Annotated in this window: 17 protein-coding genes; 2 read left to right on the top strand and 15 right to left on the bottom strand. The window is 65.7% G+C overall.

The window, feature by feature from the left end; all coding sequences use genetic code 11:
• Nucleotides 1-215: 215 nt before the first annotated feature.
• Nucleotides 216-2,309: a TonB-dependent siderophore receptor gene (locus IE100_RS10720; RefSeq protein ID WP_189374074.1), complete on the bottom strand. Its 2,094-nt coding sequence runs from the start codon at nucleotides 2,307-2,309 to the stop codon at nucleotides 216-218.
• A gap of 146 nt (nucleotides 2,310-2,455) precedes the next feature.
• Here IE100_RS10720 and IE100_RS10725 point away from each other — a divergent pair, with 146 nt between their 5' ends.
• Nucleotides 2,456-3,544: a PepSY-associated TM helix domain-containing protein gene (locus IE100_RS10725; RefSeq protein WP_189374075.1), complete on the top strand. Its 1,089-nt coding sequence runs from the start codon at nucleotides 2,456-2,458 to the stop codon at nucleotides 3,542-3,544.
• 101 nt (nucleotides 3,545-3,645) lie between these two features.
• On the opposite strand, the gene IE100_RS10730 is transcribed toward IE100_RS10725, so the two are convergent.
• The 14 genes from IE100_RS10730 to IE100_RS10795 all read right to left on the bottom strand — a co-directional run bounded on the left by IE100_RS10730 (nucleotide 3,646) and on the right by IE100_RS10795 (nucleotide 20,040).
• Entirely contained in the window at nucleotides 3,646-4,089 is a 444-nt protein-coding gene (locus tag IE100_RS10730; protein WP_189374076.1) for a ParB N-terminal domain-containing protein, read from the bottom strand.
• A 46-nt stretch (nucleotides 4,090-4,135) separates the two neighbouring features.
• Nucleotides 4,136-4,915, bottom strand: a complete 780-nt coding sequence (locus tag IE100_RS10735) for an ABC transporter ATP-binding protein (RefSeq protein WP_189374077.1) — start codon at nucleotides 4,913-4,915, stop codon at nucleotides 4,136-4,138.
• Nucleotides 4,909-5,970 carry a FecCD family ABC transporter permease gene (locus IE100_RS10740; RefSeq protein WP_189374078.1) on the bottom strand — a complete coding sequence of 354 codons (1,062 nt, stop codon included), beginning with the start codon at nucleotides 5,968-5,970 and terminating at the stop codon, nucleotides 4,909-4,911. The genes IE100_RS10735 and IE100_RS10740 overlap by 7 nt, the downstream gene beginning before the upstream one ends.
• Entirely contained in the window at nucleotides 5,967-7,163 is a 1,197-nt protein-coding gene (locus tag IE100_RS10745; RefSeq protein ID WP_229800334.1) for an ABC transporter substrate-binding protein, read from the bottom strand. Before IE100_RS10745 ends, IE100_RS10740 begins: the two co-directional genes overlap by 4 nt.
• Nucleotides 7,164-7,237: 74 nt before the next feature.
• The gene (locus IE100_RS10750; protein ID WP_189374079.1) at nucleotides 7,238-8,464 is read right to left on the bottom strand and encodes an MFS transporter; all 1,227 of its coding nucleotides are present in this window, start codon (nucleotides 8,462-8,464) and stop codon (nucleotides 7,238-7,240) included.
• A 3-nt stretch (nucleotides 8,465-8,467) separates the two neighbouring features.
• Entirely contained in the window at nucleotides 8,468-10,366 is a 1,899-nt protein-coding gene (locus tag IE100_RS10755; RefSeq protein WP_189374080.1) for an IucA/IucC family protein, read from the bottom strand.
• Between the two features lie 5 nt (nucleotides 10,367-10,371).
• Nucleotides 10,372-11,505 (bottom strand): NAD/NADP-dependent octopine/nopaline dehydrogenase family protein, encoded by a 1,134-nt coding sequence (locus tag IE100_RS10760; RefSeq protein ID WP_229800335.1) that lies wholly within the window; start codon nucleotides 11,503-11,505, stop codon nucleotides 10,372-10,374.
• A complete protein-coding gene (locus IE100_RS10765) occupies nucleotides 11,502-12,542 on the bottom strand; it encodes a PLP-dependent cysteine synthase family protein (protein WP_189374081.1) in 1,041 nt (346 codons plus the stop codon). Before IE100_RS10765 ends, IE100_RS10760 begins: the two co-directional genes overlap by 4 nt.
• 4 nt (nucleotides 12,543-12,546) lie before the next feature.
• Nucleotides 12,547-13,950 (bottom strand): Y4yA family PLP-dependent enzyme, encoded by a 1,404-nt coding sequence (locus IE100_RS10770; RefSeq protein WP_189374082.1) that lies wholly within the window; start codon nucleotides 13,948-13,950, stop codon nucleotides 12,547-12,549.
• A 21-nt stretch (nucleotides 13,951-13,971) separates the two neighbouring features.
• Nucleotides 13,972-16,269, bottom strand: coding sequence for a TonB-dependent receptor (locus IE100_RS10775; RefSeq protein WP_189374083.1), 2,298 nt, complete (start codon nucleotides 16,267-16,269; stop codon nucleotides 13,972-13,974).
• Nucleotides 16,270-16,647: 378 nt separating this feature from the next.
• A complete protein-coding gene (locus IE100_RS10780) occupies nucleotides 16,648-17,661 on the bottom strand; it encodes a TRAP transporter substrate-binding protein (RefSeq protein WP_189374084.1) in 1,014 nt (337 codons plus the stop codon).
• A gap of 50 nt (nucleotides 17,662-17,711) precedes the next feature.
• Complete coding sequence (locus IE100_RS10785; RefSeq protein ID WP_189374086.1) at nucleotides 17,712-18,989, bottom strand: TRAP transporter large permease; 1,278 nt, start codon at nucleotides 18,987-18,989, stop codon at nucleotides 17,712-17,714.
• Between the two features lie 10 nt (nucleotides 18,990-18,999).
• Nucleotides 19,000-19,518, bottom strand: coding sequence for a TRAP transporter small permease (locus tag IE100_RS10790; protein WP_229800336.1), 519 nt, complete (start codon nucleotides 19,516-19,518; stop codon nucleotides 19,000-19,002).
• 9 nt (nucleotides 19,519-19,527) lie between these two features.
• On the bottom strand, nucleotides 19,528-20,040 hold the full coding sequence (locus IE100_RS10795) for a gluconokinase (protein ID WP_229800337.1): 513 nt from the start codon (nucleotides 20,038-20,040) through the stop codon (nucleotides 19,528-19,530).
• A gap of 198 nt (nucleotides 20,041-20,238) precedes the next feature.
• Between IE100_RS10795 and gntR the strand changes: the two genes are divergently transcribed.
• Nucleotides 20,239-21,261 carry an HTH-type transcriptional regulator GntR gene (gene gntR, locus IE100_RS10800; RefSeq protein WP_189374088.1) on the top strand — a complete coding sequence of 341 codons (1,023 nt, stop codon included), beginning with the start codon at nucleotides 20,239-20,241 and terminating at the stop codon, nucleotides 21,259-21,261.
• Nucleotides 21,262-21,277: the final 16 nt, after the last annotated feature.

The raw sequence follows: 21,277 nt of genomic DNA on the forward strand, positions 1-21,277 counted from the left end.
CCGCACCCGCTTGGGCGCCCTGCTTTTCTTGCGCCGGACCGTCATCGCGACCACTGTCGCCTTGCAAAGCCGGAAAAGGATACCCTACATAATACCCGATTCACCTGCAACGGCGGACACGGCTTGGCGGACAGCCGCGCCAGTGCTGGCGACCACGTTCCGCCGTGCGGCGCGCAGGCGGGTGCCGCCCCGCCAGCCGGCAGCGTGACCGCGGCTCAGAACGACAGGCGGGTCTGAATGCTGACTTCGCGCGGGTCGCCGATCTTCACCTGCAGTGCGCTGCCGCTGCTGGAGCTGTAGTAGGTCTTGTCGAACAGGTTCTTCACGTTCAGCTGCACGTCCAGCTTGTTGCGGCCAACCTTGCCTTGCCAGGCGACGAAGGCATCGGCCACCTGGTAGCGCGGCAGCTCGAAGCTGTTGCCGGCGTCGCCCTGGCGGGTGCCGACGTAGCGCAGACCGCCGCCGGCGCGCCAGCGGCTGCCTTGGGCGTCGCGGCCGAAGTCGTAAGCCAGCGAGACGCCGCCGCTGTGGTGCGGCACGTTGAACAGCTGCTTGCCGACGTTGGCCGCAAGATCTTCGGTGACCTCGGCGTCGGTGTACGCGTAGTTGGCGATCACGGCCAGCTGGCGGCTCAGCTGGCCGCTGACATCCAGCTCCACGCCCTGCGAGCGCACCTTGCCCACCGCGCGGCTGACATCGTTTTCCGTTACCAGCACATTGCTTTTCACGATGCGGTACAGCGCCAGGCTGGCGCTGATGCCGCCGTGCTCATACTTGCCGCCCACCTCGTGCACGATGCCGCGTTCCGGGTCGAAGCTCACGCCGTCGCTGGCGGTGTTGGGCCTGAACGATTCGCTGTAGTTGCCGTACAGCGACCACTGCGGCGCCAGCCGGTACAGCAGCCCCAGCTGCGGCAGCAGCACGTCGCCGCTGCTGCGCCCGGTGATGCGGTAGGGGCGGCCGCTGCCGTCTTCCTGCCGGTAGTGCTGGTAGCGGCTGCCCAGGCTGGCCGTCCAACCGCTGGCGAAGTGCCAGTTGTCCTGCAGTACCAGTGCCTGGGTGTCGATATCGCTGCGGGTGTCGCTCTTGCTGCTGCTGAGTTTGCTGGGGTAGGCCAGCGTGCCGTACACCGGGTGGTAGACATTGAAGCTCGTGTTGTTGACGCCCTGCAGTACGTTGCCCTTGGCTTCGCGCAGCTGTTCGCTTTCCAGCGCGATGGCCGGTTCGTGGCGCTGGCCGAACAGGAACACGTCGCCCTGCAGGCGGGTGGACAGCAGCAGGGTGGTGTTGTCGAAGCCGCGGTTGCCGTCGGCGCGGCGGGTCAGCACGCCGGTGCTGGCGTTGTAGGACACCGGGCGCGCCTGGTTGTCGCTGTAATGCAGCCGGGTCCAGCCCAGATTGGCTTTCCACTGCCAGCTGTCGTTCAGCTGCCGGCTGTAGCTGCCGTTCAGCGCTTGCGACGTCCCCTCGGCAATATTCCAGGCCTCATCCAGACGCTGCTCGCGCGGGATGTTCAGCGCCCTGCCGTTGGCGAACACCGTGCCGCGGTCGTACGGGGTCTTGAAGTCCAGATATTCGTAGGCCAGCAGGGCGCTGCTGCTGCCGTCCTGCCAGGCCAGCGACGGCGCGATCAGCTTGCGGCGGGTATTGCCGAAGTTGCGCCAGTAGTCGCTTTCTTCCAGTTCGCCAATCACGCGGTAGGCCAGGCCGCCGTCGCCCAGCGGGCCGGTGAGGTCGAAGTCGGCTGCCCCGCCGCCGAAGCTGCTGCTACGCAGGCCGATGCTGCCTTGCGGGCTGTACTGCGGCTTCTTGCTGATGACGTTGATCACGCCGCCCGGCTCCTGGATGCCGTACAGCAGCGAGGCGGGCCCCTTGAGCACCTCCACACTGTCGCTGGTAACGCCGAAGTTGCGCAGCGTGGCGGCGCGCACGCCATCCCGCAGGATGCTGCCGTCGCCCCGGCTGCCAAAGCCGCGGCGGGTGACGCTGTCGGCGATGCCGGCCAGGGTGTTGGTTTCCACTACGCCGCTGACATTGTTCACCGCCTCCTGCAGCGTACGCGCCTGCTGGTCGCGGAGCACTTGAGACGGCACCACCGCCACGGCCTGCGGGGTGTCGAGCGCCGCGCGCTGGTAGCCGCTGCTGACGCTCTTGCCGGGCTGGTAGCTGTTGTCCTGCCGCGCGGGGGCGGTCACCACCACGGTGGCCAGTTCGGTGCTATCGCCACTGTCGCTGCTGGCCGCGTAGCTGGCCACTGGCAGTAACTGGCCCAGCAATAGGGTGGAAGTGAGTAGGGCGGGTGTCTTCATGCGTGGCCTTGTGGTCCGGTTATCGTTGATATTGATGCAAATGCGACGAATTATCGTTCGTGATACAATTTGCTGCAATGCCGCAACCGGCCACGCTTACTCATTTACCCGCCTGGCATGGCAAGCATGCCGGCACCGGAGCCGCCATGAAACGTTACCTGATACTGCTGCACCGCTACCTGGGCCTGGGCTGCGCCTGCTTTCTGCTATTGCTGGGCCTGAGTGGCAGCCTGCTGGTGTTCCGTGCCGAAATCGAAACCGCCAGCGGCCTGCGCCCGGCGCCTGCGGCCAACGTTGCAAGCTATCAGGCGCTGGCCGACGCGGTACTGGCGCGCTACCCCGGTGCCGATTTCAATCTGCGCTTCGCCGCCGCCGGTGAGGCGGTGCAGGTGCGGCTGCATCTGCCGGATGCCGAGCGGCGGCTGTGGCTGGATGGCGGCAGCGCCGGCATTGCCTCGGACCAGGCCGCTGGCCAGGGCCTGTTCGACTGGCTGCTGCAGCTGCACGAAACCCTGCTGCTGGGCGAGGCGGGTGAAATGCTGGGCGGCATCTGCGCGCTGCTGCTGATGCTGCTGGCTGTCAGCGGCCTGGTGTACTGGTGGCCACGCGACTGGTCGCGCGCCTGGCAGTTGCGCCGCGGCAAGGGCGCGCGGGTGTGGCTGAGCGACCTGCACCGCTTGGTGGGTATGGGCAGCAGCGTGCTGCTGCTGTGCGCCGGGCTGACCGGCGCCTACCAGGTATTCAACCAGCCGGTGAACAACTGGATCAACGGCTGGTACGGCTACCGCGCACCGGCCAAGATCAAGCTCAACCCGGCCCCCGGCGCGACACGGTTGCCGCTGGACGTGCTGGTGGCGAGTGCGGCGCAGGTCATGCCTGGGGCGCGACTGGTGGACATCAAGTACGAGTCGAAGCCGGGCAAGCCGCTACTGCTGCGCTGGCGCCAGGTGGGCGAGCTGCATCCCAATGGCCGCAGCAATGTGGAGATCGACCCCTACAGCGGCAAGCTGCTGCGGGTGACGCCGGTTGCGCAGGCGGCGCCGGCGGTGCGGCTCACCACCTGGGTGTACGGCCTGCACACCGGCAGCCTCGGCGGCTGGCCGCTGCGGGTGCTGCTGATGCTGGCGGGGCTGGGCCTGGCGCTGCTGTCGGCCAGCGGGATGTACCAGTGGCTGGCGCGCCGCCGCAAGCAGACGCAGGCCCGCACCGCAACCTTGGCCGCAAGCCGGGCCTGAGCTGTTGCGGCCAACCTTGCCGCGCCCCTCCCCCGCCCAGGCTGAGCCCTGCGGCTAAAACCAATGGCTAAGCTCCGGGGCATCGACCGACCGCTTTGACTTCACCGCAAGGGGATGCCGTTCAGGGCCTGGGCCGTGCCTCTCAGCATGCCCAACTGAATCTCGGTCTCGGGTAGCGCTGGCGCAAAAAGATGCCGGGTCGTTTTGTATGGAAAGCGCCTTTTGTGCAACAAGATCTGGCTATGGATGCTGTCGACGCAAAATGGCTCTCCGCTGCGCCAATGGGTGACGACCACTCTCGGGTCCCGATAGCTCAGCAGCACGCACGGCAGATAATGCAGCCCCAGCAAAACCGCCGCACGAGCCCGGTGGTTGCCGTCCATGATGATGCCGGTTTCCCTATCGACGGGAATGGGCGTCGTCCACATGCCCGCCCGGGCGATGGCGGCCGCCAGCCGGTGCACGGCCGCCTCATCGACCTCTTCGGAAGGCAGGAAGAAGTCCACCGGCTTGAGAGCAACACAGTAGGACGGGTAATCACGCATTTGTCTGTTCCCTTCAATGGCTGGCACAAGCACCTCGATCTCCCGTTCAGCGTTGCAGCATGGCCGTCTCCTGCACCACGCCATCGACGATGACGTGGCCGGCGCCCTGCGAGCAGCGTTCGATGCGGGCGTCGATCTTGTACACCGCGCGCAGCATGTCGACCGTGATCACCTCTTCGCACGGGCCGCTGCCCTGCCCGCTGCCGCCGGCGATCACCAGCGCCTGGTCGGCGAAACGCAGGGCCTGGTTGAGGTCGTGGATCGCGATGAACACGATCATCCCCTGCTCGCGCGCCAGCCGGCGCATGAATCCGAGCACCTGCATCTGCCGGTGCAGGTCGAGCGCACTGGTCGGCTCGTCCATCAGCAGCACTTCCGGATCGCGCGCCAGCGTCTGCGCGATCGATACCAGCTGCCGCTGCCCGCCGCTCAGTTCGCCGAGGTTGCGAAACGCCAGCGCGTCGATGCCGAGCGCAGCCAGGATGTCGTCGATGCGCGCCAGATCCGTGTCGTGCACCGCCCAGGACGGCGTCTGCTGCTTGCGCGCCAGCAGCACCGACTCGTACACCGTCAGCCGCGCGTTGGCGCTGATGTCCTGCGGCATGTAGCAGATGCCGTCCCGGCCCTTGCTAGCGCCTTCCAGCAGCACGCGCCCGGGGCCGTCGATCAGCCCGGCGATGCGCTTGAACAGGGTGGATTTGCCGGCCGCGTTGGGGCCGATGACCGCCACCAGCTCACCGCCCAGGAAGACCGGGGTGGTGATGCCGGCAATGACTTCGTGGCGGCCATAGCTGGCGCCGAGATTTTCCAAACGTAGTGTCACCATGCGTTCTTTTTGCTGCCGAGTATGAGTGAAATGAAGAACGGCATGCCGATGAGCGAGGTGACCACCCCGATGGGGAAGATCGCCCCCGGGATCAGCGTCTTGCTCACCACGGAGCTCGCGGACAGCATCAGCGCGCCGGCCAGCATCGACGCCGGCAGGAAGAAGCGCTGGTCCTCGCCGATCAGCATGCGTGCAATGTGCGGGCCGACCAGGCCGACGAAGCCGATGGAACCGACGAAGGCCACCGGAAACGCGGCCAGCAGGCTGACCAGGATCAGGGTCTGGAAGCGCAGGCGGCGCACGTCCACGCCGAAACTGGCGGCCTTGTCGTCGCCCAGGCGCAGCGCGGTGAGCGCCCACGCGCGTCTGGCGAAGACCGGCAGCGTGACCAGAATTACCAGGCACACCACGCCGAGCTTGGGCCAGGTGGCCTTGGTCAGACTGCCCATGGTCCAGAACACCACGGCGGCCACCGCCTGCTCGCTGGCGAAGTATTGCGCCAGCGCCAGCAGCGCGTTGAAGGTGAACACCAGCGCGATGCCGAGCAGCACGATGGTCTCGGCGCTCACGCCGCGGCGCAGGCTCAGCATGTGGATCAGCATCGCCGACAGCATCGCCATCAGGAAGGCGTTGAGCGGCACCATGTACTCGGCCGCGGCCGGAAACAGCTTGAGCCCGAATGCCAGCCCCAGGGCTGCGCCGAAGCTGGCGGCGGCGGAAATGCCGAGCGTGAACGGGCTGGCCAGCGGGTTGTTGAGGATGGTCTGCATCTGCGCACCGGCCAGCGACAGCGCGGCGCCCACCGCCAGCGCCATCAGCGCCACCGGCAGACGGATCTCCCACAGCACCACCCGGGTCTGCAAGGCGGCACTGTCCGGACGGAACAGCGCGTGCATCACGTCGCCCAGGCTGTAGCTGGCCGGGCCAAGCGCCAGGTCGAGCAGCAGGCTCAACAGCAGCAGGACAACGAAGGCCCCCAGCAGCAGGCGCTTCTTCTGCACCAGCCCGCGGTACGTCGCACTCCGGCTGGATGTGCTCATCTCGGCGGCGCTCATGATTGCCCCTCCTTCTCGTGCAGGCTCACGAAATAGCCCGGCTGGTACGGAATCGGCAGGAAGCGCTCGTGCAGCTCGCGGAAGGTGGCATCGGGGTCGAGACCGGCGAACAGTTCGGGGTGAAACCACTTGGCCAGCTGCTGGATCGCCACGAACTGGTACGGGCTGTTGTAGAACTGGTGCCAGATGGCGTGGAACGCGTGCTTCCGCTTGGCCGTGATGCCGGCGTAGGCCGGGCGGTTCGGGTAGGCGGCCAACTTGTGTGCGGCCTCCTTCAGGTTGGCCCCCGGCCCCACGCCCACCCAGCTGCCATTCGGCACGAACGCCTCCCAGTTGGCACTGGTCACCACCACCTGCTCAGGATCGGCGGCGATCACCTGCTCCGGGTTCAGCTGGCCGAACGTGCCACGGATCGCCTGCTTGGCGACGTTGTTGCCGCCCGCGATCTCCACGAAGCGTCCGAAGTTCTCGTTGCCGAAGCTCAGACAGCAATCCTCGGTGTAGCCGCCGATGCGCTCGATGAACACCCTGGGGCGCGCAGGCTGGCGGGCCTCGATCACGTCGGTGACGCGCTTGATCTGCTCGTTGTGGAACGCGATGAATGCCTCGGCGCGCTGTTCCTTGCCGAACAGCTTGCCGAACAGACGCATGGTCGGCTCGGTGTTTTCCATCGGGGCGTGACGGAAGTCCACGTACACCACCGGAATGTCGAGTGCGGCCAACTTCTCGATATAGCGCGCGTCTTCGGTGGCGCGCTGGGCCTCGATGTTCATCACGATCACGTCGGGCTTGAGCGCGATCGCCTGCTCGATATCGAAGGTGCCGTCCTCGAAGCCGCCGAAAGTGGGAAGGTCGGCGATCCCGGGAAACTTGCGCAGGTAGGCGCGATAGGTGTCCGGATCGGACTGGATCAGATCCTTGCGCCAGCCGGCGATACGCTTGAGCGGGTTGTCGGTATCGAGCGCGGCCACCAGGTACAACTGGCGCCCCTCACCCAGGATCACGCGCTGCACCGGCAGGCGTACCTGCACCTTGCGCCCGGCCAGGTCGGTGACCGTGGTGCGCCCCTCGGTAAGCACCTCGGACGCATCCGCCTTGGCCGGCCCCGTCATGAAGAACAGTCCCCCCAGCGCCGCCATCAGGCTGAGCGCCACGAGTACCACCAGCGCCCGTCGGCGTTGAAATAGCATCATCAATATCCTCAAAAAATAACTGCTTCATATTCGATTTGTCGCGCGACATTCCGGACCTGCTGCAGAACGAGCGGCTACGCGCCCTGCTGCTGAGGCGCGGGCATGCGTTCCTTCCGCACCAGCAGCACCGCCGCCACGGCCAGCAGATAGCACGCCGCCACATAGAAGTAGGTGTATTGCAGCCCGAAGCTCTGCGTCAGCCAGCCGCCCAGCGCGATGCCGGTGATCGACGAGAACTGCGCGGTGCTCTGCGCCACCCCGAGCACGTAGCCCTGCCCCAGGCTGCCGGCCGACCTGGAAATCAGCGCCATCAGCACCGGCGTGGTCGCGCCAAGCAGCACGCCCCAGGCAAAGTGGATGGCAAAGAAGGCTCCGATGTCGCGCGTGATGCCGGCGGCAGCCGTCAACACCGCGCAGGCCATCGCCACATGGCCGATGCGGCGCAGCGCCAACGGCAAGCTGGCGTGCTCGAAGTAGCGCGCCCACAGCGAGGCGGACACGACGAAACCGAGCGCCAGCAGGCCATAGCACAAGCCCACCTGCCAGTTGCTCACCCCGAACACCGAACTCACGTACAGCGAGAACGGCGTCTGGGTGATCATGCGACTGACCAGCAGGATGCCGGTCACCACCAGCAGCCCGGCGATCGGCGCGCGACGCCACGCGGAGGAAAGGTCGGCCGGCGCCGTGGTGGTAGCAGGTACGGCCCTGGCGACCGGCGCCACGCTAGGCAGCAGCAGCGCCACGGCGGCGGCGCAGGCGGCGCACAGCACGGCGGCACCGATGTTGATCCAGCGGAAATTGGCATGGTCCAGGATCAGGCCACCCATCACCGCACCGGCCAGCGACCCGACGTTGGTGGATACCTGCAGATAGGCGAACAGGCGCGCCCGGCGCGCCGGCGACTCGATACTGACGCCATAGGCCTGTGCTGGCGCGATGAAGCCGGCGCAGGCCCCCTGCACGAAGCGCAAGGCCAGAATGGTCCACACATCCTGCGCGTAGGCCAGTGCCAACTGGGTCAGCGCGAGGCCGAGCAAGGCGCGGATCATCATCAGCTTGTGGCCGAAACGGTCGCCGACCCGGCCCCAGAACGCACTGGTGAGCACGATGCCGAGCATCGGTCCGACGTAGACGGCGACCCCCGCAAAGCCGAACTCCCAACTGGCGGTGCTGAGCGCCTTCAGGTGCAGCGGCCAGAACGGGCCGCTCATCTCCATGGCCCCCATCGACACCAGTTGAATCACGAACAGCAGGTGGACCAGACGCGACGCCGGCCCCGGTGCGACAACATTCGACATGGCTCAAGCCATCCGCAGCGGATTGGGCAGCTCATGCTGCAGCCGGTAGTCGGCGTACTTGAGCAAGTGCATGCGCAGCACCGAACGGGTGGACCACGGTTGCTCCAGGAAGGCCGTACGCTCGCGCAGCCACAGTTCCGGTTCGACACGCGCCCGGATGGCGTCGAACGCGGCTTCTGTTTCTTCACGCAGGACTTCCCACAAGCGCGTCGGGGCCAGCGAGTATTGACGCGTCAGCAGCAAGGCCACTTCGTGCAGATGGCAGACGAAGCATGCATCCACCACGAACGTGCGTACCGGCTCGATATCGTCGCTGAACACGGTCGGCAAAATCCCCGGATGCACGTAAGGCTTCAGTTCATAACCGCGCGCATTCAGCAGCGGTGCGTAAGTACGGCCATCGCCAAAGTCGCGAATGAGCAAGCTCCTGGGCATGCCGTCCGCATCGAACAGCACCGAAGTGTTCTGCTGATGCGCCTCGAGCGCAATGCCGTACAGCAGGTAGATGCTCAGCACCGGCCGGGTAACCACGCGCGCATAGTGGCGGAAATAGGCTTCCACCGCCAAGGCCGGGTCATCTGCCGCCCCGGCGCGCTCGATCAGCTCGGTAATGAGCGGGCGGCCGCTAGCCGGCCCGTCGGTCAGCAAGGCCGCCACGGTGATCGGCAACAGGCCGTCATTGCGGTCGAACGCTTCCTTGCTGGCGCGATACGCGACAGACAGGTGGCGGCCGGAGCGATCTTCCTGTTTCACCGCGTGCTTGTAATGGAGCGCCACCTCTTCCGGGAAGATCTCGAGGGTGTGGCCGAAGCCGTTTTCGGCAGCCAGGATGCGCTGGATCAGGGCGCTGATGCGCGGCCCCATGTGGATCGACTTGGCCTGCAGGCTGCGCTGTTCGCTGGTCAGCCACAGCGCCATCGGCAACTTGATGAACGGTACCGTGCCCTGCAGCTGGGGCATCATGGTGCGGAACGACATGGTCGGACGCGTTTCGACATCGGGACCCTCCAGAATCAGGATGCCCTCCTCGATCTCGGCGGCGTACTCTAGGCGCACGAAATGGTCGAGGTGCCAGGAGTGGATCGGCAGCGGTAGCCAGTCGGCCTCGTTCAATCGTCTGGCGTTCAGACCCGCTTTCCAGTCGGCCCACAATGTCGGGAACTGCTCGGCAAACCAGTCGTGATAGCCAGGCACGTGCGGCATTCGCTCAAGGTAAGCGTGATCCGCGTGCAGCGCGGCGATGCGCACGGAAACCGTGGCGTTGAATTCGGGCGACAGCGCCGCCACTTGCTCCGGGTTCAGGTCCGGCTTGGATTTCCAGGTCGGGTAGAACGGGTGCCCCTCAAGCGAGCCCCATTGATCGAGCAGCACCGCCGCTTCGCCGGTCGCGGCATGCCGGCGCAGATAGTCGGCGAACCCCTTGGCACCGGTCGCGGCAATGCGCTCGGCCAGTTCGGCATTCCACGCCTCACGGTAGATGCGCGCCAGGGCGTCGTTCGCAACACTGTTGGCCATGTCGGCTTTCAATCCGGCCACACCGTCGTCGCTGGGCGCGAAGTCGAAACTCTCGCGCAGGATGTCGATCAGTTGCGCCGCCGTCTCGATCGCCATGTGCGCGCCCTTGTGTTCGATCAGGGTGATGGCGCCGTGGTTGATGAAGGTGTTGGCCGGTGCCGCGTGCAGGTCCTCGAAATAAACCAGCGCCATCCGCTGCCACAGCGGTAGCCAGGCGCCCTGCCCGTGCGGGGCGAACACCAGCATGTCCTTGTCGATGATCTTCTCGGCGAACAGGCAGCGCACCACGCGGCGCAGTGCATTGCGCTCGGCGTTGCGTAGTGCGGTGGCTTCGTGTTCGGCGTGGAAGGCGTTGTCGGTTTGCAGTCGTTTCAGATTGGTTTTCATAGGTATCAGGCCGGCCAGGTTTGCGGAAAATAGTCGAGCGCGGAGCTGCGCAGGCCTCCCATGTAGGCCACGTTCCAGTTGAAGATTTCTTCGATGTGCGACAGTTTGAGGTCCAGGCGTCGTCCCATCTCGACCAGTACCGCCAGGCCGAACGCGACGTCTTCGTGGAAGGCGCGGTTTTCCTTGTCGATCACGTAGCCGTCCACGGTTTTCATCATCGGCGCCTGGATAGAGTCGTAGGCCTGATTGGTGCGCAGCACCGACAGCATGGTGCGGGGATCGCGGATCTGTTCCTGATAGGCTGCGACGATTTCCTGCTTGAGCGGCAGCACCGACGACATGTCCACGCCCAGGCGCTGCTCGACCGCCTTGCACAACAGCTGGCTCTCCTCGTCGCAGCGCTCGAGGAAATACGCGCCCAGTTCCGGGCAGTCGGTCCACCAGCACAGGGGTTCGGCGAACGGCTTGTCGTGCCACTGCGCATACGGCCCGATCAGGCCGTAGACCACCGACGGATGCATGATCGGATTGCCGGGGGTCAGCGTGATTTCCAGGTAGTGCGCGAGCAGTTCCACCGGCGCCGCGTACAGGCGCTGCAGGTGCGCCAGCAGCGCCTGACGCGCCGGTCCGCTTTCACGCTCGTGCGTGCCGACGTACAGCGTGCTCTTGGCCCCGCCCATCGCGACCGAAACACCGGGCTGCAGCGCGTAGGCGGTATGCGGCACGTCCTTCATGCCCCAGATCACCGCGTTGGGCCGCGCCGCCAGCGCCTTCTCGGCCAGCCAGTCGAAACCGCAGAAACCCGGAATCGCCCCGACGTACACCGGCTTGTGCTTGGGCAGGCTGCCGGCTATCGCGTGCAACAGCGCCGGCCGGGCCTGCGCCGGCACGGTGATGATCACCACGTCGGCGTCGGCCAGGGCCTCATCCGGGTCGCTCGATACGACGTCCAGGTGCGCCGACAGCGTTCCGCCTTCCGGCAGCAGCGCGCTGATGCCGGCGTGGGCGTGGCGCTCGATCACTTCCCGGTTGTTCGTGAGCAGCGACACCCGGATGCCGGGTAGTTGCTTGAACAGCACCGCGCTCAGATGGCCGGTGCGACCGCCACCGCAAATGACGACGTTGAGCTGAGCCATCATGCGGCGCTCCGTTGCAGCAGGGTCGGCTGCGCACCCTCGATACCGTCCTGGCTCAGCCAGTCGTCCAGTTGCGCCCAGATTTGCGGGTCGAGCAGACCGCGCTCCTGCAGCCAGCTCTCGTTGTACACGGTGTGCAGGTATTTCTCGCCACCGTCCGCTACCGCCGCCACCACGTTGCCGCCGATCAAACCGCTGTGGATGAATTCCAGTGCCTTGTAGATCACGCCGCCGGTGGAGCCTCCCACCAGCAGCCCGGTACGCTGGGCGATGAAGCGCGCGGTTTCGAACGCTTGCGTATCGGACACCTGCACGCCGAGATCGATGCAGCTGTAGTCGAGCACCAGGCCGACGGTGTCGCCGGCCGGCGTGCCGGTACCGGATTGGTAATAAGGATGGCCAGGCTGACCGAACACGATGGAGCCGGCCGGCTCGACCGCGATGGTCTTGGTGTGCGGGTTGTGCACTTTCAGGCCACGCGCGATGCCGGTCATCGAACCACCGGTACCGACGCAGCCGACGTAGGCGTCCACGCCGCCCACCTCTTCGATCACCTCGCGCACAAAGTCGGAATAGCCGCCAGCGTTGGCCGCATTGTCCGACTGGTTCATGAACACCGCGCCGGGGATCTGGCTGGCAAGCTCGGCCGCCAGGCGCTGGCGCTCCACCACCGCCACCTCGTCCTCGCGGAAGTTGCCTTCGACGTAGCGGATCTCGGCGCCGAGCGCGCGCATCACCGCGATCTTGTCCTGCGCGGCGTGGTGATCCACCACCGCGATAAAGCGCAGGCCGAATTCGATGGCGGCGATTGCCAGTCCGCAGCCGGTGTTGCCGGAGGAGGACTCCACCACCACACCACCCGGCTTGAGGCGGCCCGCCTTGAGCGCCGCAATCACCATATTGCGCGCCATGCGGTCCTTGATGCTGCCACCGGGGTTGTTCTTCTCGATCTTGAGCAGCAGCTTGGAATGTTTGGCAGGAATGGAAATGCTCAGAACCGGGGTATTGCCGATCAGATCGGTCACTTTATTCAGAATCATCTCGTTACTCCATTCGATCGTCAGGGGAAACCACCGGCGCACCGGCCGCGTCGTAGATCACGGCGACGCGGCGCGGCATCGGGTGGCGGTGAAACTCGTTTTCCAGCAGGTCCATCTGGTAGCCGGCGGTGTTGGCGTACACCAGGAGGTCGCCGGCTTGCGGCATCGTGTTGAAAGCGACCAGGCGGTTGGTGATCACGTCGTCGTCCAGGCAGCTGTGGCCCGCGATGTAGGCCCGCACCGCTCTTTCCTCCGCGGCACGGGAAATCAGGACCGGATCGACCAGGAATTCGGAAGCGAACCAGGTTTCGCAGGCACTGAAGCTGCTGCCTTCGACGAAGACCACCGGTCTGCCGCTTGCCAGTTGCTTGACACGGGTGACCCTGAACACCGACACGGCGCTCTGGTCGGCCAGGCTGCGCCCCGGTTCGAGCGCCAGAGTCAGCTGCTGGGTGTTGAGGTATCCGGCGATCGACAAGCCATCCACGCAAGGCGCCGCCAGCAGCTTGTCCAGCCACTCGCAGGCATCCATGCGCCCGCCGTATGGGTAAAACGACTCGGGCACCTTGCCGGTGCGGTAGTCGTCGCCGCTCTGCGCACGCAGGAATGCCTCGTAGACATCGGCATCGACATAGCGGATCGGCAGGCCACCGCCGATGTCGATGATTTTCGGATCGAGCCCCAACTCGCGCGCCGTCTCGACGTAGCGGGTCAGTTCTCGCACCGCCTGCGCACGCGGCTCAAAACCATAACCACCCAGATGAAAATGGAATCCCTCGAAGGCAACCCGGTGCTTCTGCTCTGAAAGCTGCCGCAGGCACTGCAACAGCTCATCCCCTCCCATGCCGAAGCGGCTTGCCGACGAGGCTGCAGGCCGGTAGCGCAGCAGCACTCGCGCCACGCTCCCATGGGCGGCCCTGTGCAGGCACGCTTCCAGATCCGTCAGCTCCTCGGCCGAATCCACCGAGATCAACGCCGCGTTGGCGATGAGCTCGGCGTGGAATTCGCGGGTCTTGGCCGGGCCGGTAGCGCACAGTCTGGCTGGGTCCACACCGGCACGCAGGGCGTCCCGCATCTCGTAGACGCTGGACACATCCACACCGATACCGGCCTCCACCGCGGCGCGCACCAACGCCTGCGACTTATTGACCTTGGCCCCGTAAAACACGTCGTAGCGCACCTGATGCGCACGCAACACCCTGCGCAACGCCTCGACGTTCTGTTTCAGGATGTGCGGCCAAACGATATTGAGCGGTGAGCCATAGCGTCCGACCATGTCCAACAGCGACTGCGGCGAGGAGTACACGACTTCCGCGACGGCCGGATCCAGGATGGGCCGGAGCGCACCGGGCGCCCACGCCTTCAGGCACCTGGTGTCGGCTTCAGGGAGTTGGGTATTGCTTTGCATAGTCGACCTCCCCTACCCGGTTTAGAAGTCCACCGTGGCGGACAGCTGCAGCGTGCGAGGCGCCCCTTGCGAGAGGGTGCTGTAGGAGGCCACACCCGACCAGTAATCGCGGTTGAACACGTTCTGAACGCCGGCCCGGAACGTGGTGGGCTTGCCGTCGATCTTGGTGCGATAGCGCGTGCCGACGTCGACCTTGGTCCAAGACGGCAGGCTTTGCGTATTGGCCTGGTTGACGTATTGCTTGCCCGTATAGGCCACGCCGCCCGTCAGCGTAAGCCCCGACAGCCACGGCGTATCCCACTCGGCATTCAGGTTGGCCTGCACCGATGGAACGCCAACCGGCTCTTTGCCGCGGGTAGTGCTGCTGTTGGTCTGGGTCAGCTCGGCGTCGAGCACGGTGACGCCAGCAAACAGCCGCACCGACTTCGCCACTTCGCCGGCGACATTGAGTTCCAGACCACGGTTGCGCTGCTCGGCGTCAACCGCGAACACGCCGTTGGTGAGCTGGCCGCTCGGCTTCGTGATCTGGAAAGCGCTCACCGTGGTCATCAGGCCACCATGATCGATCTTCACGCCGACCTCGTACTGCTTCGACTTGTACGGTGCGAACACCTCCCCCGAGTTGGATGCCGTCGCCGGTGCGATGTCCCCCTTGCTCAGCCCTTCGATACGGTTGGCGTAAAGAGAGACCTTTTCCCATGGCTTGAAGACGATGCCGAACAACGGCGTCACCGCACTCTTGTCGTAGGAGGACGTCACGGCGCCGGTAGTCGCGTTGAAGTTGTCCGATTCGACCTGCTGCCGGCGCATGCCCACCATCAGCTGCAGACGCTCGTCGAGCAGGGAAAGCGTGTCGGCCAAGGCGACGCCGGACAGCGTGGTTTCGGACACCTTCGGCACCAAGGACGGTGCGCTCACGTTCTGGCTCGGGCTATCTACCGGCGAGTAGATGTTCGACAGCACGGCCGTGCCGCTCGTGGAACCCCGCGCTAGCTGATCGCGGTAGGTGCTGGCTTGCAAGGTGACCGCATGACGCACCGGGCCGGTATCGAAGCGGGCACGCGCGCCCGCGTCGGCCGTGAAGCGCTCGATGTCGAACTTGAAGTGCATCGGCGTCGCCGTGGTATCGCCCGCGGCGTTCAGGATCGTCGGCGTCTGATCGGACAGGCGCGACACCTCCGTGTGGGCGGCGCCGACATTGGCAAACAGCGCCAGCTTGTCGCTCAGCTCGTATTCGGTGCGCAACATAGCCGAGCGGTCGTTGATCTTCGACCACGCCCACTGCTGGGTCACGTTGTTCTGGCCGTCCGGAGCCGACGGCACGGCGACGCCGGCGGCGACCAGAAACGGCCGCGATGGCGCGTCGAACTCCTCCTGCTGACTGATCAGGTCCAGCGTCGCCTTGAAGCGCTCGCCCTGATAGTCGAGCGACAAGGCTCCGACATCCGCCTTGCGGGACTGCTTGTCCACGGCTGTATCACCCTGGTGGTGGCTGCCGTTGAAACGCACGCCGAACTGCTCATCCGTGCCGAAGCGCCGGCTGACATCGAGATGCCCGCCCCCCTGCGTATCCGACGCGTAGTCGGCGGTGAACCGGGTCAGGTCCTGGGCGAGCGCCCGCTTTGGCACCACGTTGATCACGCCGCCGACGCCACTGTTCGGCGACATGCCGTACAGCAGTGCGGCCGGCCCCTTGATCACCTCGACCCGTTCGGCGTACTCGGTGAACACCCGGTAGTTGGGGGCGACACCATAGAGTCCATCGAGTGCGACTTCCCCCAGGTTCCCCTCCCCAATCGGAAACCCCCGGATGAAGAACGAATCGACCACGCCTCCGGTCTGGCTGGCGCGGACGGACGCATCCTTGGCCAGCACATCGGCCACCGTTGCCGCCTGCTGGTCCTGTATCGCCTGCGAGGTATAGCTGCTGATGCTGAACGGCGACTTCATCGCATCCGCATTACCCAGCATGCCCAAGCGCCCTCCACGGGCAACCTGGCCGCCGGCATAAGGCCGGGAAAGCACCCTGGACAGGTCCGCGCTGACCTGCACCGCCGGCAGCTCGGCGACTTCTTCGGCGTAGGCATGGCCAGCCAACCCGGCCACCAGCATCCCGGAGAGGGCCAGGCGCGTGGCAAAAGCCAGCGGCTTGAGCAGGGACGATGTCGGGACGACCGAAGGGCTTGAATGGGCAAAAGACAAGGGAGACTGGGGCTGCATGGCGAGCGATTTCCTGTTTTTGTTAAGCGAGATCTTTAACTGCGGATGAATTTTTATAACAATAATACAAATGAAAATGATTCGCAACAGCGAATGCATTTCGATTAAAACTGCTATCAGCAAAGAAAGACGATCCAACGAGGGAGCGGCGACAGAAACCAGTCGCCCGCGGAGAAGCAGGCACGTCGACAAGCGCCCGGCACGGCCAGCCGGCACTCATTCCATGTCGGGGAACGGAGGGTGATGAGGGAGAAATCGTGCAGACGGGATGAGAGCCGCTAGCGGCGCGAATGCGCACTGCGGCACCAGCCATGCACCGCCACGGCCGCCGGCAGACGGCAGCAGCGGCGGCTGCCCGTGCCAGTGCTTGCGGCCAACCTTTGAGCGGGCGTGGGCAAAACGAAGCGCCGGCAGATGCCGGCGCGGGGAAAGGCGGCGTGGCGGCGCACGCCGGCGCCACCACGGGAAGACGGGAACTTACTTGCGCAACTGCCCCAGCGCCCCCTGCAGGTCCTTCAGCACCTCGGCGCCGCCGTTGGCCGCAAACTTGTCGAAGGCCGGCTTGGCCTTGTCGCGCATGCGCTTCAGCTCGGCGTCGCTGACCATGTTGATCTTCATGCCCTGCTGGGTCAGGAATTTCACGCTGCGCATCGCCTCGGCGCGGGAATCTTTGCGTTCGAAGGCGCGCGACACCACCGCGGCGTCCTGCAGGATCTTCTGCTCGTCGCGGGACAGGCCGTCCCACCACTTCTTGCTGGCGGTCATCACCCATGGGCTGTACACGTGCTTGGTCACCGACAGGTACTTCTGCACTTCGTAGAACTTGCTGGACTGGATGGTGTTGACCGGGTTTTCCTGGCCGTCCACGGCGCGGGTTTCCAGCGCGGTGAACAGCTCGGCGAAGGCCAGCGGCACGGCATTGGCGCCGAAGCTGTTGAACATGTCGATGTACACCGGGTTCTGCATCACGCGCAGCTTGATGCCCTGGAAGTCCTCGAAGCGGGTGATCGGGCGCTTGGTGTTGGTCACGTTGCGAAAGCCGTTTTCCCAGTAGGTCAGGCCGACCAGGCCCTTGGCCGGCAGCCTGCCGATCAGCTTCTGCCCGAACGGGCCGTCCAGCACGGTATCGGCCTCCTTCTCGTTGGCGAACAGGAACGGCAGGTCGTAGACGCCGAAGTCCTTTTCCACCCCCACCAGCGTGGCGGTGGAGCCGACCATCATTTCCTGCGCGCCGCCGATCAGCGCGTTCTGCATCTGCACGTCGTTGCCGAGGCTGGCGGAGCCGAAGCCCTTCACCTTCAGCTTGCCGCCGGAGCGTTTGGCCACTTCGTCGGCAAACAGCTTCACCGCGCGGCCCTGGTTGCTGTCTTCCGCCAGGCCGTAGCCAAAGCGGATGATGCGCGGCTTGATGTCGGCGGCGAGCGCCTGCGGCGCGGCCAGGGCACCGGCGGTGATCAGGCAGGCCAGCAGCGGTTTGAACAGTGTTTTCATGAGTCTCTCCTCGGTTGTGTTGTTACAGCTGTAATCGGGCTGGCTTGCGCTCAGCGGAAGAACTGGGCGGGAACGGTGACCACTTCCGGCACCGCCACCAGCAGGCTGAGCAGCAGCAGGTAGGTCAGCAGGAACGGCCACACGCCGCGGGTGGCGCTTTCCAGCGAAATCTTGGCCACGCCGCACACCACGTTGAGCACGGTGCACACCGGCGGCGTGATCAGGCCGATGGAGCCGACCAGCACGAACATCACGCCAAAGTAGGTGCTGTCGATGCCGGCCTGCTGCACCAGCGGCATCATCACCGGCCCCAGCACCAGGATGGTCGGGGTCAGGTCCATCACGATGCCGACCACCAGCAGCAGCACCATCATGGCGGCCATCAGCAGGCGCGGCTGCTCCATCAGCGGCCCCAGCATCTCGGCGATCTGTGCCGGCAGATCGGCCAGCGTGATCATGTACGACGACACCAGCGCGGCGGCGCACAGGAACATCACCGTGGCGGTGGTGCGCGCGGCGTGCACGAATACCGGCTGCAGCGCCGGCAGCTTCAGCTCGCGGTACACCAGCAGGCTGACCAGCAGCGAATACATCGCCGCCACCACCGCCGCCTCGGTCGGGGTGAAGATGCCGAACTTCAGGCCGCCGATGATGATCACCGGCAGCATCAGCGCCCAGATCCCGTCGCGCAGCGCGTAGCGACGCTGCGCCCAGCTCTGCTTCGGTTGCGGCGTGACATTCATGCCGCGCGACACCAGCAGCCAGGTCAGCACCAGGCCGACGCCCATCAGCAGCCCCGGCACGATGCCGGCGAGGAACAGCGCAGTAATCGAGGTGTTGGTGGTCACGCCGAAGATGATGAACGGCATGCTGGGCGGGATGATCGGCGCGATGATGCCGCCGGAGGCGATCAGGCCGGAGGCGCGGTCCACCGGGTAGCCGTGGTCGCGCATCATCGGTATCAGCAGCGTGGCCAGCGCCGCGGTATCGGCGATGGCGGAGCCGGACAGGCTGGCCAGCAACACCGAGGCGGCGATGGCGACAAAGCCGAGGCCACCGGGGATGTGGCCGACAAAGGCCACCGCCAGATTGATGATGCGGCGCGAGATGCCGCCGGCGTTCATCAGCTCGCCGGCGAGGATGAAGAACGGCACCGCCATCAGCGGAAAGTTGTCGGCGCCGGACAGCAGGTTCTGCGCCACCAGCTGCGCGTCGAAGAAGTCGAGGTGGAACATCAGCGCGATGCCGGTCAGCATCAGGGCAAAGGCCACCGGCATGCCCAGTGCCATGCAGGCAAACAGCACGGCCAGAAAAATCACGATCGTCATGGTGTATTCCTTACAGGTCCTGGCCGGAGGAGTGGGTGTCCGGGCTGCCGGGGATTTGGGCTTGCGGGTGACGGCGGACGATGCGGTAAAGGTTGGCCGCAATCAGCAGCAGCATGGCCACGGCACACAGCAGCCCGGCGCCGGCGAACAGCGCCATCGGGAAGCCGAGTACGGTGGAGTAGGTTTCCAGCCCGATCAGGGTCTGGTTCCAGCTGCCTTGCAGGAACAGCCACAGCGCATACAGCATCAGCAGATGGCTGAGCACGGCACAGCCGCGGCGCCACGCCGGCGACAGCCGCGCCTGCACCATTTCCACGCCGAGGTGCGAGTTCTGCCGCACCGCGAGAATGGCGCCGAGAAACACCAGCCATACGAACATCAGCCGCGACACTTCCTCGGCGGCGGCGATGCCGGAATCGAACACGTAGCGCAGCACCACGTTGCCGAACACCAGCGCCACCATCACCGCCAGCGCCAGGGCCATCAGCCATTCAACAAGCCGTTCGAGACGGGACAGGCAGTTATCCATGATTACTCCTCATGACAGTGCAGCCAGCTGCTGCAGGATGTGCCGGACCAGCTCGTCCGGCGGCAGGGTAATGTCGCCGGCAATGGCGCGCTCGTCCGCCGCCGGCGGCTGCAGATCGGCAAACTGGCTGTCGATCAGGCCCAGCGGCATGAAATGGCCCTGCCGTGCCTGCATCCGCGCCTCGATCAGCGCGCGACTGCCGTGCAGGTGCACGAACACGGCGGCGGCCTCGCCCTCGCGCAGCAGGTCGCGGTAGCGCCGTTTCAGCGCCGAACAGGACAACACCAGCCCGCGGCCGGCGTGCGCGGCGGCGGCCAGCTTGTCGCGCAGCGTCTCCAGCCACAGCTGGCGGTCGGCATCGGTCAGCGGCGTGCCCGCCTCCATCCGCGCCACATTGTGCGGCGGGTGGAAGTCGTCGCCTTCGACAAAGCCGGTGTCCAGCGCCGCGGCCAGGCGGCGACCGATCTCGCTCTTGCCGCAACCGCATACGCCCATCACCACAATCATCGGTGCTTTATTCATGTTAGCGTTAACATATTCAGGTGAATGAAAAGCCGCATCGCGCGGCCACTGGTGTCCGGTGCTTGAGCAAAGCGGCACCGGGTGCTAAGGTTGCTCGAAGGTTAGCGCTAACATTCGGCAAGGTAAAGCAGTTTTGATCGTGCAGCGCAACATCGAATCCGGCGATGCAAGCCGCCCTCCCCCTTACAATGGCAGCCCATGAGCGAACGCAAACCCCGCACCGGCCAGAGCCGGACCACCTTGAGCGATGTTGCCAACCATATCGGTGTCAGTGCCATCACCATTTCCCGCGCGCTGAACAAGCCGGAGCTGGTCTCGGAAGCGCTGCGCCAGCGCATCGATGACGCCGTGCAGCTGCTGGGCTACGTCCCCAACCGCGCCGCGCGCGCGCTGGCGTCGGCCAAGTCGCACAGCGTGGTGGTGCTGGTGCCGTCGCTGTCCAACACCGTGTTTGTCGACACCCTCGCCGCCATCCACGACACCCTGCAACCGGCCGGCTACCAGATGCTGATCGGCGACACCCGCTATTCGCCGCAGGCCGAGGAAAAGCTGCTGCGCACCTATCTGGAGTACAACCCGGACGGCATCCTGATCACCGGCTTCGACCACACCCCGGCGGCACAGACACTGCTGCAGGCCGCCGCCATTCCCACCGTGCACATGATGGAGCTGGCGGAACAGGGCGACAGCCCCTGCGTCGGCTTCTCGCAGTACGACAGCGGCTACGCCCTCACCCGCTTCCTGCTGGACAAGGGCTATCGCCGCATCGCCTTTCTGGCGGCACAGCTGGACCCGCGCACCCTCAAGCGCGGCGAGGGCTACCGTGCCGCGCTGCGCGAGGCCGGCCTGTACCAGCCGCACCGCGAACTGGCCGAGGCCAGCCCGTCCTCGGTCGGGCTCGGTTCGCGGCTGCTGGACCGCCTGCTGCTGCAGGCGCCGGACTGCGACGCGGTGTTCTGCAATAACGACGACCTGGCGCTGGGCGTGCTGTTCCAGTGCCAGCGCCGCCACATCGCCATCCCGCAGCAGCTGGCGATTGCCGGCTTCAACGGCCTGGACGCCTCGGCGTGGAGCAATCCGTCGCTGACCACGGTCGACACCCCGCGTTACGACATCGGCAAGGCCGCGGCCGCCATGCTGCTGCAGCTGATGGCGGGCAAGGCGCCGGCGGCGACCCGGGTCGACCTCGGCTACCGGCTGCTGGCGCGCGACAGCACCTGAGCGGCCCGCCTTGCCT

Origin of the sequence: Vogesella alkaliphila, assembly GCF_014652475.1 — a bacterium.
GTDB lineage: Bacteria > Pseudomonadota > Gammaproteobacteria > Burkholderiales > Chromobacteriaceae > Vogesella > Vogesella alkaliphila.

Coding starts and splice junctions, on each gene's coding strand:
- IE100_RS10755 (WP_189374080.1), bottom strand. CDS start 10,366: ATGAAAACCAATCTGAAACGACTGCAAACCGACAACGCCTTCCACGCC.
- IE100_RS10720 (WP_189374074.1), bottom strand. CDS start 2,309: ATGAAGACACCCGCCCTACTCACTTCCACCCTATTGCTGGGCCAGTTA.
- IE100_RS10765 (WP_189374081.1), bottom strand. CDS start 12,542: ATGATTCTGAATAAAGTGACCGATCTGATCGGCAATACCCCGGTTCTG.
- IE100_RS10780 (WP_189374084.1), bottom strand. CDS start 17,661: ATGAAAACACTGTTCAAACCGCTGCTGGCCTGCCTGATCACCGCCGGT.
- IE100_RS10770 (WP_189374082.1), bottom strand. CDS start 13,950: ATGCAAAGCAATACCCAACTCCCTGAAGCCGACACCAGGTGCCTGAAG.
- IE100_RS10740 (WP_189374078.1), bottom strand. CDS start 5,970: ATGAGCGCCGCCGAGATGAGCACATCCAGCCGGAGTGCGACGTACCGC.
- IE100_RS10735 (WP_189374077.1), bottom strand. CDS start 4,915: ATGGTGACACTACGTTTGGAAAATCTCGGCGCCAGCTATGGCCGCCAC.
- IE100_RS10745 (WP_229800334.1), bottom strand. CDS start 7,163: ATGATGCTATTTCAACGCCGACGGGCGCTGGTGGTACTCGTGGCGCTC.
- IE100_RS10795 (WP_229800337.1), bottom strand. CDS start 20,040: ATGAATAAAGCACCGATGATTGTGGTGATGGGCGTATGCGGTTGCGGC.
- IE100_RS10750 (WP_189374079.1), bottom strand. CDS start 8,464: ATGTCGAATGTTGTCGCACCGGGGCCGGCGTCGCGTCTGGTCCACCTG.
- IE100_RS10725 (WP_189374075.1), top strand. CDS start 2,456: ATGAAACGTTACCTGATACTGCTGCACCGCTACCTGGGCCTGGGCTGC.
- IE100_RS10775 (WP_189374083.1), bottom strand. CDS start 16,269: ATGCATTCGCTGTTGCGAATCATTTTCATTTGTATTATTGTTATAAAA.
- IE100_RS10790 (WP_229800336.1), bottom strand. CDS start 19,518: ATGGATAACTGCCTGTCCCGTCTCGAACGGCTTGTTGAATGGCTGATG.
- IE100_RS10785 (WP_189374086.1), bottom strand. CDS start 18,989: ATGACGATCGTGATTTTTCTGGCCGTGCTGTTTGCCTGCATGGCACTG.
- gntR (WP_189374088.1), top strand. CDS start 20,239: ATGAGCGAACGCAAACCCCGCACCGGCCAGAGCCGGACCACCTTGAGC.
- IE100_RS10730 (WP_189374076.1), bottom strand. CDS start 4,089: ATGCGTGATTACCCGTCCTACTGTGTTGCTCTCAAGCCGGTGGACTTC.
- IE100_RS10760 (WP_229800335.1), bottom strand. CDS start 11,505: ATGATGGCTCAGCTCAACGTCGTCATTTGCGGTGGCGGTCGCACCGGC.